The 13,793-nt window shown below is 65.4% G+C and carries 9 protein-coding genes and 1 pseudogene; 7 read left to right on the top strand and 3 right to left on the bottom strand.

The genetic code is table 11. The annotated features are described in order from the left end of the window. Positions 1–26 precede the first annotated feature (26 nt). Positions 27–1,175 carry an amidohydrolase/deacetylase family metallohydrolase gene (locus ACQR1I_RS32220; RefSeq protein ID WP_434870457.1) on the top strand — a complete coding sequence of 383 codons (1,149 nt, stop codon included), beginning with the start codon at positions 27–29 and terminating at the stop codon, positions 1,173–1,175. 97 nt (positions 1,176–1,272) lie between these two features. Here ACQR1I_RS32220 and ACQR1I_RS32215 read toward each other — a convergent pair whose 3' ends face one another. The 3 genes from ACQR1I_RS32215 to ACQR1I_RS32205 all read right to left on the bottom strand — a co-directional run bounded on the left by ACQR1I_RS32215 (position 1,273) and on the right by ACQR1I_RS32205 (position 5,657). Continuing rightward, positions 1,273–3,921, bottom strand: coding sequence for a PAS domain S-box protein (locus ACQR1I_RS32215; protein WP_434870456.1), 2,649 nt, complete (start codon positions 3,919–3,921; stop codon positions 1,273–1,275). A 382-nt stretch (positions 3,922–4,303) separates the two neighbouring features. After that, entirely contained in the window at positions 4,304–4,660 is a 357-nt protein-coding gene (locus ACQR1I_RS32210) for a hypothetical protein (protein ID WP_434870455.1), read from the bottom strand. 13 nt (positions 4,661–4,673) lie between these two features. Further along, positions 4,674–5,657, bottom strand: coding sequence for a LacI family DNA-binding transcriptional regulator (locus ACQR1I_RS32205; RefSeq protein WP_434870454.1), 984 nt, complete (start codon positions 5,655–5,657; stop codon positions 4,674–4,676). Positions 5,658–5,903: 246 nt separating this feature from the next. Here ACQR1I_RS32205 and ACQR1I_RS32200 point away from each other — a divergent pair, with 246 nt between their 5' ends. From ACQR1I_RS32200 to ACQR1I_RS32175, 6 genes and pseudogenes are all read left to right on the top strand, one after another. Continuing rightward, positions 5,904–7,196 carry an ABC transporter substrate-binding protein gene (locus ACQR1I_RS32200; protein ID WP_434870453.1) on the top strand — a complete coding sequence of 431 codons (1,293 nt, stop codon included), beginning with the start codon at positions 5,904–5,906 and terminating at the stop codon, positions 7,194–7,196. A 32-nt stretch (positions 7,197–7,228) separates the two neighbouring features. After that, on the top strand, positions 7,229–8,269 hold the full coding sequence (locus ACQR1I_RS32195) for a carbohydrate ABC transporter permease (protein WP_434870452.1): 1,041 nt from the start codon (positions 7,229–7,231) through the stop codon (positions 8,267–8,269). A gap of 3 nt (positions 8,270–8,272) precedes the next feature. After that, positions 8,273–9,328 (top strand): carbohydrate ABC transporter permease, encoded by a 1,056-nt coding sequence (locus ACQR1I_RS32190; RefSeq protein WP_434870451.1) that lies wholly within the window; start codon positions 8,273–8,275, stop codon positions 9,326–9,328. A gap of 18 nt (positions 9,329–9,346) precedes the next feature. Next, positions 9,347–10,441: an ABC transporter ATP-binding protein gene (locus ACQR1I_RS32185; protein WP_434870450.1), complete on the top strand. Its 1,095-nt coding sequence runs from the start codon at positions 9,347–9,349 to the stop codon at positions 10,439–10,441. Between the two features lie 4 nt (positions 10,442–10,445). Continuing rightward, positions 10,446–12,755, top strand: coding sequence for a TIM-barrel domain-containing protein (locus ACQR1I_RS32180; RefSeq protein WP_434870449.1), 2,310 nt, complete (start codon positions 10,446–10,448; stop codon positions 12,753–12,755). A gap of 625 nt (positions 12,756–13,380) precedes the next feature. After that, positions 13,381–13,793 (top strand): annotated as a pseudogene (locus ACQR1I_RS32175) (2OG-Fe(II) oxygenase); the annotation flags it as partial.

Here is a 13,793-nt window from a genome sequence, read left to right as displayed (position 1 = left end):
GAGCAACCGGAAAGGACGACAACGACATGACCTATGACCTGGTGCTCAAAGGAGGCCGCGTCATCGATCCCGCGCAAGGACTCGATCAGATCGCGGACGTCGCATTTTCCGGCGGCCGCGTCGCCGCCGTCGGTGCGGGCATTTCTGCCGCGGATAGCGCCGATGTCCGCGACGTCAGCGGTCGCATCGTGGCGCCGGGATTCATCGATCTCCATACCCATGTCTATTGGGGCGGCACGTCGCTCGGCGTCGATGCGACCGATTTTGCGCGTCAGAGCGGCGTGACCACCGTGGTCGACGCCGGAAGCGCCGGCCCCGGCAACTTCCGCGGCTTTCTCAAGCATGTCATCGAGCGGAGCGAACCGCGCATCCTTGCCTATCTTCACGTCTCGTTCGCCGGAATCTACGCGTTCTCGAAAACCATCATGGTCGGCGAAAGCAGCGACATGCGGCTGATGAGCCCGGCGGACGCGGTGGCCGTCGCCAACGCGCATCGTGACGTCATCGTCGGCATCAAGGTCCGGGTTGGCCGCAATGCAAGCGGGGCGTCCGGCGCAGCGCCGCTCGACATCGCACTTCAGGTCGCCGAAGAGCTGGGTCTGCCGTTGATGGCGCATATCGACGAGCCGCCGCCGAGCTACGAGGACGTTCTCGCGCGGCTGCGACCAGGCGACGTTCTCACGCATTGCTTTCGTCCGTTTCCCAATACGCCGGTCACGGGGCAGGGCGCCATCAAGCCGGCGGTCATCGAGGCCCGGCAACGCGGGGTCCTATTCGATGTCGGCCACGGCATGGGCTCGTTCTCCTTCAAGGTCGCCCGCGCCATGCTGGCCGGCGGCTTCATGCCGGATACGATCTCGTCCGACGTGCACATTCTCAACCTCGAAGGGCCGGTGTTCGACCAGGCGACCACGCTGTCGAAATTCCTGAGTCTCGGCACGCCATTGACCGACGTCATTCGTGCCACCACTGCAAATGCAGCGGCCGCCATTCGCCGGCCTGAGCTTGGAACCCTGCGGCCGGGCTCTGCCGGAGATGCAACGGTCTTCACCGTCAACGAGGGTAATTTCACCTACGTCGATTCGACCGGCGAGCGCATGACGGGGACGAAGCAGATTGCAATCGCCGGGATGACATTGAACGGACAGTGGTGGCATCCGACCGGCAGCCGCTAGCGCGCTGACCGGCGTCTGGCCGCGATGCTGCTATCGTCCCCTGATTGGCGTCGAGAATGGACGCGTCCGGATTGCGCCGCCCGGCGTGCATCCTTGTCTAGCGGACGAGGCATCTGCCGATCGCGGCGACCAGTCGTTCACGCTCGACCGGCTTGCTCATCACCAGACCCTTTTTCATGATCTCGGGCTGCTGCTCGTGCGAGTAACCGGAAACAGTGATGAACGGCGTACCGGATCTCACGAGCTCGGCGGCAACCGGCTCGGCCGTCTCGGCGCCGATGTTGGTGTCCAGAACGGCGGCATCGCAACCGATCGTTCTCAACAGCGCAAGCGCCTGCGCGACGGTGCTGGCCGGTCCAATCACGCTCCATCCAGCGTCCGACAAGGCCGCGGCGACATCCATTGCGATCAGTGGCTCGTCCTCGAGAACCAGCACGCGGCGTTGATGATGTGTCGAGGGCAGACCTGAGACGGCTGCATCTCCGGTCTCGTGAGCGGCGATCGACGCCCTGCCACCTTCGGCGACCTTGTCCACCGGGCACTCGATGCGCCAGGTCAGGCCGCTCGGTCGATAATCGATGCGTACATCGCAGCCGAGGCTCATCTTGACCATGCCGCCGATTACCGTCGAGCCGAAGCCTTGACGTGTTGGCGGCTCGACGGCCGGACCAGCCTTCTCGACCCAGGACATCGAGAAGCGCGGGCCGTCTTCGCCATGCGAGACCTCCCAGCTGATTTCGACCTGACCTGAATCGTTGGAGAGCGCGCCGTATTTCACGGCGTTGGTAGCAAGTTCATGCAGCGCCAGGCCGAGCGATTGTGCCGCCCATGCGTTGATCTCGACCGACAGCCCGTCGATCACAATGCGCGTGTCATCGAAATGCGCGAGCTGAGAGCGAACGAGATCGCGCAGCGGGATCGCCTTCCACTCGTTCTTGACCAGCAGGTCCTGGTTGGCTGCGAGCGCGCGTACACGCTGATTGAAGTAGGCGATGAAGTCGTCGGGCCTTGTCGCGGCGGTTCGCCGGGCAATCGCCTGGACGAGCGTGAGCATGTTCTTCGCCCGGTGATTGACCTCGCGCATCAGGTGCTGGACGTGCTCCTCATGGCGCTGCCTTTCGGACAGGTCGTAGAAGTGGCAAACCACGCCAGGCCGACCGTCCATCAGGGTCACGCGCTCGAGCTTCCAGTCGTAGGCTTCCTTGCTGGGGATGTCTCCGCGCTGCTCGACCGTACTCGGCGAGTGATAGGCCTCGCCGGTCGCGAGCGTGTGGCGGAATCGTTCGATGGCCTCACTGGCGAACGGCTCCGGCCAGACGATGCGCAGCACATCGGCGAAGTCGCGGCCGATCAGCGGTCGCACGTTCCTGAAGACGGATTGTGCGCCTTCACTCACCTGAACGAGGCGGAAGTCGGCGTCGACCATGTAGATGCCGAACGGCGAGTGATCGACCAAATGGCGCATCGTGGCGTGAGCAGCAATGAGGCTTTGCTCGGCCTGCTTGCGTCCGGTGATGTCGCGCCAGAACACCGCCAGACCCTCTGGAACCGGATAGGCGCGCATGTCCAGCCAGCGCGCAGGTTCGCCGTCGCGCCGAGACTGGTGCTCGAGCGCGACCGGGATACGCTCGCTCATTGCTCGCTTGTAGAGCTGCCCGAGTTTGCTGTGTTCCGAGCCGGGATAGACCTCCCAGTGGGTGCGGCCAAAGATCTCCCCTGACGTGCGTCCGTCGAGCCGCAGCGCCGCTTCGTTCTGCATGAGGATGCGGAAGTCGCGGTCCATCAGGCCGAACGCCTCGTCCATCCCGTTCAGGACGTCGCGCAACCGCTGCTCGCTTTCGGCCAGCGCCGCCTCGGCCTGTTTGCGCGTGGAGATGTCCTGGACGAGTCCGTCTTCTGTCGTCTTGCGGTCTGTGATGTCGCGTTTGATGAAGCACAATCCGTCGACATTGCCATTTGCATCGAAGATCGGCGCCGCTCTGATTTCGACCTCCACGGAGCCGCCGTCCTTCCGGCGGCGCCGGCTTTCGCACTTGATTGCGACCCGGCCTTGCTTCACGTCTTGATAAAGCTTCTGACGCTGCTGGATGAGATCGTCGGGCACGACCAACTCGTCGAGTTTTCGGCCGACAGCCTCGTGCTCGGCGAAACCAAACAGGGTCACCGCCCGCGGATTCCAGGTCTTAACCCGGTCCTCGATGTCGGTCGAGATGATTGCGTCGTCGGAGGATTCGAGGAGCGCGGCAAGATGGGCATCGCGCTCCGCAGTTCGCCGCCGCTGTTCGAGGAGGCGATGACGCTCGACGGCGGCGCGAACGGTACGGCTCAGGCTGACGTCAGCCACCTGCCGTCGATTGAAGGTGTCGAACTCCCCGGGGTCTCGCGAGCGGCCAAGACTGTCGGCTTGCTCCGAACTGGTCAAAATCACCACCGCGCAGGGCATTGATCCGTCGGAGCGGCGCAGGAGGTCCAGCACGTTCCTGTCGTTGACGTCGGGCAGGTGATCATCGAGCAGCACACAATCCGGTTGAAGCGCCCCGACCGTCGCGAGGGCCTTCGTCCCGTCGTCCACTTCGCTCAGCAGATAGCCATCCGCTTCGAGAGCGGTTCGCACCGCCATGCGCTGATCCGAAGAGCCGTCGACGATCAATACCCTGAGAGGGGCCTCGTTGATGGGACGGCTTTCGGCGGGAGGTGATGTCGGCCGGATCGAAAACCTTACTACTTTTCCGTCGCCGACAACCATCAGGCCAGCCCTTCATTGGGTGCGGTGCGGTGGCAGCGCAGCCCGTCTGAGCGCAGCACTTACACGACCAGAACTCGCACGCACTCGCACTGAATGTCTCACGCTCGACCGTGCCACATCGCACAGGCAGGCATTCTCATGGTACCTTCGACTTTGTCCACAGCTTTTAGTTGATATGACGTTGGAACCATCGATGGGTTTGCGCGTTTCGTGGGCTTCCGAGTTTGTGTGAGGCCACTAGCTGGCGGCATGATCGGAAGTCATCATGAAAAAGCGAACTCTGGTATAGCGCAGGTATCGTGTAGCTCGATCGGCTTCGGACGCGCCTGCATGATTAAGCGCACCCTCTGTGTGTTCGTTTGGCGCGTGGACGACAAGAGGCTCAGTCTTCGGTCACATGGTCGTTCGACGATACGTCAGCTACAGCGGTAGGACCGCCGTTTTCACCATGCTCTCGGCTCGAACCCGCCGGTGACGTCAGTCTGCGCCCGATTCCGGCGACGGCAGGTCGTACGAGGCAGCCGAGGAGGACTCCCAACAAGCCACTGGCGGCGAGTTGATGATCCCACTGAAACCCGGCATGGGCCGTCGCGTTCACGATCGCCTTGTAGGTGATCAGAAACAGCATTGCGCTGAAGACGAGCCGGCGAAAGAATTCTTTGACCAGCGAGAACAACGCTCCGAACACGAATCCTATCGGGATGACCGGCCCATAGTTCGTCAACCATTGTTGGATCATGTGGCCCTGCGCCTCAGTCGAACCGGTAGGGAAGCAGGCGTTCGCCGAACGCTTCGCCCTGCCACAGCAATTGCAAGCCGGCAACGATCTCGGCGCCGTAGACGGCGTAGGGAATTTCGATCGATCGCAGCCACGGCGCGACCCATTGGTTGAGCGGCGTGCCGTCGATGCTGACGAGGTCGCAGTCGGCGGGAATGGTCAGGCCGTGCTCGCGGGCGCTGCGGTTGACGCCATAGGCGATCTGGTCGCTGACGCAAAGCAGGGCATCCGGCCTCTCGCGGCGCGCGAACACGCGCGCGGCGGCATCGTATCCGATCTCGAGATGCGTTCGGCCGTCCCCGCCTTCACGGATGATCGCCGCCTCCGCGACGCCGCGCGCCTGCAGCCGCGCCAGGAAGCCGGCGACGCGGTCGCGCGTCGCCGACGAGCCCAGCCGCGGAAACACCACGCCCGGCCTCTGCCGGCCGAGATCGACGAAATGATCGGCGACGGCGGCGCCGGCCGCCCGATCGTCGATGCCGACGAACGGGCCGGAGCCGTGCGGATTCCGGCGGTTCACGAACACGGCCGGCGCGCCCGACGTCGAGAGCTCTTCGAGCCCGGGGCTGGGTACCGCCGCGACCAGCACATAGCCGCTGACCAGCTGCGCCCGCATCGCTGCGAGATATTCGTCCTGCAGCTCGGGCCGGTCATGGGTGTCGCACAACACCATGACGTAGCCGGCCTGGCGCAGCGCCGCTTCGGTGGAGCTTGCGATCGTCGCCATCGCCGGGTTGTCGAGATTGGCCGCGATCATCGCCACCAGCTGGCTCTGGCCGCGCTTGAGCGCGCGCCCCACAGGGTTCGGCCGATAGCCGACCGCCGCGATCGCCTCGCGCACCCGCGCCACCGTTGCCATCGAGGCGCGATGCGTCTGCCCATTGACGATCCGCGACACGGTCGAGACCGAAACGCCGGCCTTGGTCGCGACGGTGGCAAGTGAGACGTCGTCGGTCATCGCGCTCCCTCGGGCCTACGTGGCGGGCATCGGAAGCCGCTGGCGGGGTAGCCGCGACGACCAGCGGCAGGTTAGACCTGGGTTGACGCTTTGGCAAACGTTTGCCAAAATGCAAAAAAGCATCCGGCTCGGGCCGGAGGCATCGCTCGAGGAAACGCCAGCCCTGCGTGACTGGCTTCGCAACGGACCCGCCGCGGCGTGCCGCAATGCTCGGGACCGGTGCTGAGAAGAAGGGGAGAAACGATCATGCGTGCCCTGACGCCACTCGTCACGTCGCTTCTGTTGTCGGTGCTGGCCGCGACCGCATTGAACGGGCCCGCTGTGGCCGAGACCGTCACGCTGCGCATGGCGTGGTACTCGGACGGCAACGAGGGCGAGGTCATGGCGGACCTGCTCAAGCGCTTCCACGACCAGAACAAGGACATCGAGGTCGTCCTCGACCAGGTGCCGTACAAGGCGATCAACGAGAATCTGCCGGTGCAACTCGCATCCGGCCAGGGCCCCGACATGGCGCGGGTCGTCGACATGGGCGGGCTGTCGCGCTACGCGCTCGACATGCGGCCGCTGCTCAAGGATCCCGGCTATTGGGACGCGAATTTCGGCCCGTTCCTCGCCTGGATGCGTCCGCCCGGCGACACCCAGGCGATCCCGGGCTTCATGACCCAGCTCACCGTCACCGGTCCGTTCGTCAACAAGACGCTGTTCGAGCAGGCTGGCATCCCGATGCCCGGCGATAAGGCGACGTGGGAGGATTGGGCGAAGGCGCTGAAGGAGGTCGCGGCCAAGGTGCAGGCGCCGTTCCCGCTCGCGCTCGACCGCTCCGGCCACCGCTTCTACGCACTGGCGATGTCGCAAGGCGCGCAGGTGTTCACCGCCGCTGGCGAGCCCGACGTGGTCGACGACGGCTTCAAGCGCGCGGCGCAACTGATCTACGACTGGCACAAGTCCGGCGTGATGTCGAAGGAGCTGTGGGGCTCGGTGTCGGGCACGGCCTATCGCGGCGCCAATGACGAGTTCAAGAACGCGCAGGTCGTGATGTATCTGTCCGGCTCGTGGCAGATCGCGCAGTTCGCCAAGACCGTCGGCAATGCGTTCGACTGGGTGGCGGTGCCGAACCCCTGCGGTCCCGGCGGCTGCAGCAGCATGCCGGGCGGTGCCGGCCTGATCGCGTTCAAGTCGACGCAGCATCCGAAGGAAGTCGCGCGGCTGATGGAGTATCTCGCGAGCGAGCCGGTGCTGGCGGAGTTCTATTCGCGCACGCTGTTCGTGCCCGGCCATCTCGGTTTGGCGAAGAAGGGCGTCGACTATCCGACCGCCAGCCCCGAGGCCGCCGCCGCGCTGAAAGTGTTCACCGCCAGCGCGGCGCAAATCTCGCCGCTGGCCTATCGCACCCAGGGCTACACCAACAGCCGCATCATCTTCAACGCCGTCATCAGCCGGCTCGGCCAGGCCGTCTCCGGCGAGACGACGCTCGAGGACGCCTATAAGCGCATCACGGCCGACGTCACCCAGCAGATCGCCGAGCGCAACAAGAAGTGAGCGCGGCGGGCTCACGGCAGGAGAGCACGGCGATGCCGGACGTGCCGTCCGCCACGCGCCCGCAGCCCGGCCTTGCAGCGGACGCCGCCGCCGGGCTCAGGCGCGTCGCGCTGCTGCCGGTGGAGCTTGCGCTGCAGCTGTTCGATCCGCCGATGCGCGCGCTGCAGCGGCTGATCGGCGCGCGCCGCATGGCCTACGTGTTTCTGCTGCCCAACTTCGTGTTCTTCGGCCTGTTCGTGTTCCTGCCGATCGGCATCAATCTGGTGTTCTCGGTCACCGGCGGCGTGGCGCTGTTTCCATCGCAGCGGCCCTATGTCGGCGCCGAGCAATTCGCCTATCTGTTCGACTGCGGCTCCTATCTCGATGCGAGTAGCTGCCGCGAGGATCATTTCTGGCGCGGCGTCGCCAACACCGTGAAGTTCGTGCTGTTCCAGGTGACGGCGATGGTGCTGCTGTCGCTCGTCACCGCGCTGGTCCTGAACATGAAGATCCGCGCCCGCGGCTTCTTCCGCGCGGTCTACTTCTTCCCCGTCCTGCTGTCGCCGGTGGTCGTCGCGCTGATCTGGAAGTGGATCCTGCAGCGCGACGGGCTGCTGAATGCCGCGATCACCACGCTCGGCGGGCAGAAGATTTTGTTCTTCGTCGATCCCGGCTGGGCGATGTTCTGGGCGGTGTTCGTGTCGGTGTGGGCACATATGGGCTTCTACACCCTGATCCTGCTCGCCGGCCTGCAGGCGATCCCGGCCGATCTCTACGAGGCGGCGGAGATGGATGCGACGCCGCGCTGGCGCGTGCTGACGCACGTCACGCTGCCCTTGCTGTGGCCGAACATGATCGTCGTCATCGTGCTGGCGCTGATCAAGGGCGCGCAGACCTTCGACGAGGTGTTCGTACTGACCGGCGGCGGCCCCGGCACCGCCACGCTGATGATCGTGCAGTACATCTACGAGACCGGCTTCGCCAGCCAGGTGCAGAATTTCGGCCTCGCCGCCGCCGCCTCCGTGGTGCTTGGCGTCGTGCTGTTCATCTTGACGCTGCTGCAATTCGCCGCCGCGCGGCGCAAGGAGGTCTGACCCATGCGCCTTGCCAGCCTGCTCGGTCAGCGCCGCAACGGTCTAGGACGTCCGCTGCATTGGACCGACATCGCCGCCTACGCCTATCTCGCGCTCGGCGTCGTGCTGATGTTCGGCCCGGTGCTGTGGCTGGTGCTGTCGTCCTTCAAGACGCCGGGCGCATTGCTGGAGTTTCCGCCGTCGCTGCTGCCGTCCGCGCAGGTCGAGGTCAAGGTCGCCGGCCAGCCGCAGCCGCTGCCGCTGTTTCGCACCACGCTGCCCGACGGCTCCGTGCGCGAGCTCGCGCAGCTGCGTCGCGTCGGGCTCGTCGCCCAGATGGTCGATCCCGCCGATCCCACGCAGCAGTTCCGCGTTGCGATCGACAAGCGCGAGCCGGTGCGCCGCGTTGCCTTCGCGACCGAGAACTACACCGAGCCGCTGCAGCGCTTCGCCTTCCTGCGCTTCCTGTTCAACTCGGTGTTCGTGACCGCGGTCGCCACCTTGATCACGCTGCTGATCAATTCGATGGCGGCCTATGCGCTCGCCATCTACGCGTTCCCCGGCAAGCAGGTCGCCACGCTCGCGGTGATCGGCACGCTGATGATCCCGATCACCATCGTCCTGGTGCCGGTCTATCTGGTCGTGACCGAGCTCGGTCTCGCCAACTCGCTATGGGCGGTGATCCTGCCGGGCGCTGCGACGCCGACCGGCGTGTTCCTGCTGCGGCAATACATGCTGACCCTGCCGAAGGACCTGATCGAGGCCGCACGTATGGACAAGGCGTCGGAGTGGCAGATCTACTGGCGCATCGTCATGCCGCTGACCCTGCCGGCGCTGGCGGTGCTGGCGATCTTCTCGATCATGTGGCGCTGGAACGAATTCCTGTGGCCGCTCGCGGTCCTGACCAAGACCGAGGTCTACACGCTGCAGATCGCGCTCAATGCCTTCCAGGGCGAGCTGCAGACGCAGTGGCACTATCTGCTGGCGATGACGGTGGTGACGCTCGCGCCGGTCGCCCTGGTGTTCGTGTTCCTGCAGCGCTTCATCACCACGGGCATCGGCTCGACCGGAATGAAATGAGCAATCGGGTTATGAGCCATGGCTGATCTGAAACTCACCGGCGCGCGCAAATCGTTCGGCCCGATCGACGTGCTGCACGGCATCGACCTCGATGTCAGGGATGGCGAGTTCGTCGTCTTCGTCGGCCCCTCCGGCTGCGGCAAGTCGACCTTGCTGCGGGTCATCGCCGGCCTGGAGACGGTGACCAGCGGCGAGATCCATATCGACGGCGCGCGCGTCACCCATCTGCCGGCCTCAGACCGCGGGCTTGCGATGGTGTTCCAGTCCTATGCGCTGTACCCGCATATGAGCGTGCGCCGGAACATGGCGTTTGCGCTCGAGAACATGGGGCTGAAGCCGGCCGAGATCGAGGCGCGCGTTGCGCGCGCAGCCGCGATGCTGCGGCTGACCGACTATCTCGACCGCAAGCCCAAGGCGTTGTCCGGCGGCCAGCGCCAGCGCGTCGCCATCGGCCGGGCGATCGTGCGCGATCCGAAGATCTTCCTGTTCGACGAGCCGCTGTCCAATCTCGACGCCGAGCTGCGCGTCGCCACGCGCAAGGAGCTCGCGGCCCTGCACGCCGAGATCGGCGGCACGATGATCTATGTCACCCATGACCAGGTCGAGGCGATGACGCTCGCCGATCGCATCGTGGTGCTCAATGCCGGCCGCATCGCGCAGGTCGGCACGCCGCTCGAGCTCTACAATCATCCGTCCAATGTCTTCGTCGCCGGCTTCATCGGCTCGCCGCGCATGAACCTGCTGCCTGCAATGGTCGCCGCCGACGACGGCACGCTCCGCCTCGGCATCGGCGAGCGCGAGATCGCGATGCCCAGGCCGGCCTCTCACCTCGCTGTGGGCCAGAGCGTGACGCTTGGCATCCGGCCCGAGCATGTCGAGATCGCGCCGGACGCCGGCATGCTGACCGTGAGCGTCGATCTCGTCGAGCAGCTCGGCGGCGAGAGCTTTATCTCGGCGACGGCGCCCGGCCTGCCGCAGATCACGCTGCGCCAGCACGGCCAGTCGCGCCTGCGCCGTGGCGATGCCATCGCGATCAACTTCACCCCCGACCATCTGCATCTGTTCGACGCGACCGGCGCGGCACTCGCCGGCCCGGATCGACCCGGAGCCTGATCTCATGAAAGCCCTCACCCACGGCCGCTTCCGCGGCGTCCACGACGGCGCCGCGCTGTTCGATCTCGCGACCGGAGCCGATGCGCCCGTGCTCGCCACGCTGCGCGTCGCCATCCTCGAACGCGACATCGGCCGCGTCACCCTGCGCCGGCCGGAGGGTTACCGGCTCGATCGCGGCTGGGCGATCGCGCCCGACCACATTGAGCCGCCGTTCGCGGGACGGCCGCGCGACGACGTCTCCGGCTTTGCCAATCCGGTTCTTGACGTGTCGGAGCAGGGCGGCGTCGTCACGCTCGCCACGCCCGGGCTGCGCGCAGAAGTGAAGCTCGATCCGTTCGGCATCGCCTGGCATCGCCCCGGTGAATCCCAGCCGTTCCTGCGCGATCGTCCGACCCAGGCCTATCTGCTGTCGCGCAAATCCGGTGCCCTCATGCATGCGATGGAGCGCCACAAGGACGAGCGCCATTACGGTCTCGGCGACAAGGCCGGTCCGCTCGACCGCACCGGCCGACGCTTCGCCATCGACGCGGTCGATCCCTGCGGCTTCGATGCCGAACTGTCCGACCCGCTGTACAAGATGCTGCCGTTCGTCATCGTCGATGGCGCGCGCGGCGCCCATGGCGTGTTCTACGACAACCTCGCGCCCGGCGTGGTCGACCTCGGCTGCACGATCGACAACTATCACGGCCTGTTCCGCTTCTATCGCGCCGAGGATGGTGATCTCGACTACTACGTGCTGGCCGGCCCGACCGTGCCCGACGTCACCAGGCGGTTTTCCTGGCTGACCGGCGGACAGGCGTTTGCGCCGCGCTGGTCGCTCGGCTTCGCGATGACGACGATGACGATCGCGGATGCGCCCGATGCCGATGCGCGCGTCACCGCCTTCATCGACGATTGCAAATGCCACGGCATCCGCTGCGACAGCTTCCACTTCGGCTCGGGCTACACCTCGATCGGCAAGCGCCGCTACGTCTTCAACTGGAACACCGACAAGTTTCCCGATCCGGCGGCGACGATGGCGCGGCTCAAGGCGGCGGGCATGGTGCCGGTCACCAACATCAAGCCCTGCCTGCTCGACGATCATCCGCGGCTCGACGAGGCCAAGGCGCGCGGCATCCTGGTCGCCGATGGTGAGACCGGCGCGCCGGCAACAGCGCAATTCTGGGACGGCCTCGGCTTCCATGTCGACTTCACCAACCCCAGGGGACGGCAGTGGTGGGCGGACGGCATCCGCGACGCGCTGCTCGCCTATGGCGTCACGGCGGTGTGGAGCGACAACAACGAATACGAGATCTGGGACGAGGATGCGGTGTGCGCCGGCGATGGCCGGCCATTCCCGCAGGCGCTCGCCCGCCCGGCGCAGGCGCTCCTGATGCACAAGCTCGCCTACGAGACCCAGGCCGCGCAGGATCCGGGCAAGCGCCCCTACACGATCACGCGTGCCGGCGGCGCCGGCATCGCCCGCTACGGCCAGACCTGGAGCGGCGACAACGAGACCGCCTGGAAGACCCTGCGCTACAATCTCACCCAGGGCCTGAACATGAGCCTGTCGGGGCTCTACAACATCGGCCACGACGTCGGCGGCTTCCACGGACCGTCGCCGGGACCGGAGCTGCTGTGCCGCTTCGTCGAGTTCTGCGCGCTGTGGCCGCGCATGGTGATGAACTCATGGAAGGACGACGGCAACTTCTCGACGCCCTGGATGCATCCCGCCGTGCTGCCGCAGGTGCGCGCCGTGCTCGAGCTGCGCCACCGCCTGATCCCCTATCTCTACACGCAGATGTGGCGCGCCGCAGTCGAGGACATGCCGGCAGTGCGACCGCTGCTGTGGGATTTCGCGTCGGATCCGATCGCGGCCGGGACCGAGGACGCCTTCATGCTCGGCCCGGATCTGCTCGTCGCTCCCGTGCTCGAACAGTGCGCGACCACCCGCGAAGTCTATCTGCCCGACCATCCCGGCGGCTGGTACGACTGGCACGACGGCACGCCGTTCGAAGGCGGCCGCAGCATCACCATCGCCGCCCCGCTCGGCCGCCTGCCCCTGTTCGCCCGCGCCGGCGCGATCATTCCGATCGAGGAGGGGAACGGGCTGACAGCGGTCGTGTTCGGCGCGCCCGATCAGGGCAGCGCAGGCTGCCTCTATGTCGACGACGGCGACACGGCGGATTGGCGCAACACCGGTCGTGCCATCGGCTTCCGCCTGCGCCGCGATGGCGCGGGCTTCGGGCTCGACGTCAGCGGAGGAGCGTTGCCAGTCCCGATCCGTGTCCGCGGCATAGGCGTGCCGAACCTGCGGCCTGGAGCCGTGCGGTGAGCGCGCTCTGCCAAGTGAAGGATCGATTGTCATGCAGCACGCCGGCGCGCGCACCCGCGGTCATCGCAACCTCATGAATTCGAGCCAGGGCCATAGCGCGCTATCTCGGGAGCAGGCAGGCCCGCCAGAGTTTTATGCACTGTACCGTAACCCCATCTCAACGGCTGATATAGAAGCGGGGAGCGGAAACGTGATTTTGCGCGGCTCGGGCCGCAGGCCAACATCAACCGCGTAGATTCTGAATATCAGAAAATCTACTGACACCCTCGCCAAATCAGCGGTTTGGTGCCGCCATCCCGCCCGCCCGGAGAGGGGCGTATCGCGATCGTCACAGGGCGTTGCGGCGGGGAGCGGTGGCTGCGGGGCGACGCAGCATCTCATAGGGGATGCGGACGAACCTCGTCGCGCGGACGGTCAAGTCATGTGGTCCCGACACCCCGACGCTGGTGTTCGGCGACGATGTCGTTGACGGGGGAAAAACCATGGTCGGATCGGCGAAGGCTACCAAGCAGCCGATAAGCCGTGATCTTGTGGTTAGCAAAGACCAAGAGTACCAATAGGTATACTGGGAGCTATTCTCGCGAATTTTTCGCATTTCTTATTCAAACTGCCGCAGGGGTGTTTGATGAACCGCAGACAATATGGTGATCTGATTGCGCAACGCCTCTTGGCAGAGCGTCAGCGGATGAAGGCCGATTTTCAAGCTCATCCGATCCAGAGCTGCTTCATCGACAACCTTCTTCCCGAGGAGGAAGTTGCCGGCATCTTTAGATCCTTCCCGGCGGGGCGGGACATGCCGCTGAAAAGGAATCTTCGCGAGTTCAAGTTCGCGTCTGCGCAGATGAACAAGCACGCCCCGATTCTTGAAGAGATCATCTACGCGTTTCAGGAGCCCGGCGTCGTTGCTGAAGTTGCCGAAATCACAGGGATCAAGGGATTGCAGCCCGACACCCACCTCTATGCGGGCGGGATCAGCATGATGGCAAAGGATCATTTCCTGAATCCGCATCTGGACAATTCGCATGACAAGAACAGGGA

Source organism: Bradyrhizobium sp. HKCCYLS2038, assembly GCF_051167655.1.
In the GTDB taxonomy this organism is placed as follows: domain Bacteria; phylum Pseudomonadota; class Alphaproteobacteria; order Rhizobiales; family Xanthobacteraceae; genus Bradyrhizobium.
This window is presented reverse-complemented; position numbering and strand designations above follow the sequence as displayed.

Coding starts and splice junctions, on each gene's coding strand:
- ACQR1I_RS32220 (WP_434870457.1), top strand. CDS start 27: ATGACCTATGACCTGGTGCTCAAAGGAGGCCGCGTCATCGATCCCGCG.
- ACQR1I_RS32215 (WP_434870456.1), bottom strand. CDS start 3,921: ATGGTTGTCGGCGACGGAAAAGTAGTAAGGTTTTCGATCCGGCCGACA.
- ACQR1I_RS32210 (WP_434870455.1), bottom strand. CDS start 4,660: ATGATCCAACAATGGTTGACGAACTATGGGCCGGTCATCCCGATAGGA.
- ACQR1I_RS32205 (WP_434870454.1), bottom strand. CDS start 5,657: ATGACCGACGACGTCTCACTTGCCACCGTCGCGACCAAGGCCGGCGTT.
- ACQR1I_RS32200 (WP_434870453.1), top strand. CDS start 5,904: ATGCGTGCCCTGACGCCACTCGTCACGTCGCTTCTGTTGTCGGTGCTG.
- ACQR1I_RS32195 (WP_434870452.1), top strand. CDS start 7,229: ATGCCGGACGTGCCGTCCGCCACGCGCCCGCAGCCCGGCCTTGCAGCG.
- ACQR1I_RS32190 (WP_434870451.1), top strand. CDS start 8,273: ATGCGCCTTGCCAGCCTGCTCGGTCAGCGCCGCAACGGTCTAGGACGT.
- ACQR1I_RS32185 (WP_434870450.1), top strand. CDS start 9,347: ATGGCTGATCTGAAACTCACCGGCGCGCGCAAATCGTTCGGCCCGATC.
- ACQR1I_RS32180 (WP_434870449.1), top strand. CDS start 10,446: ATGAAAGCCCTCACCCACGGCCGCTTCCGCGGCGTCCACGACGGCGCC.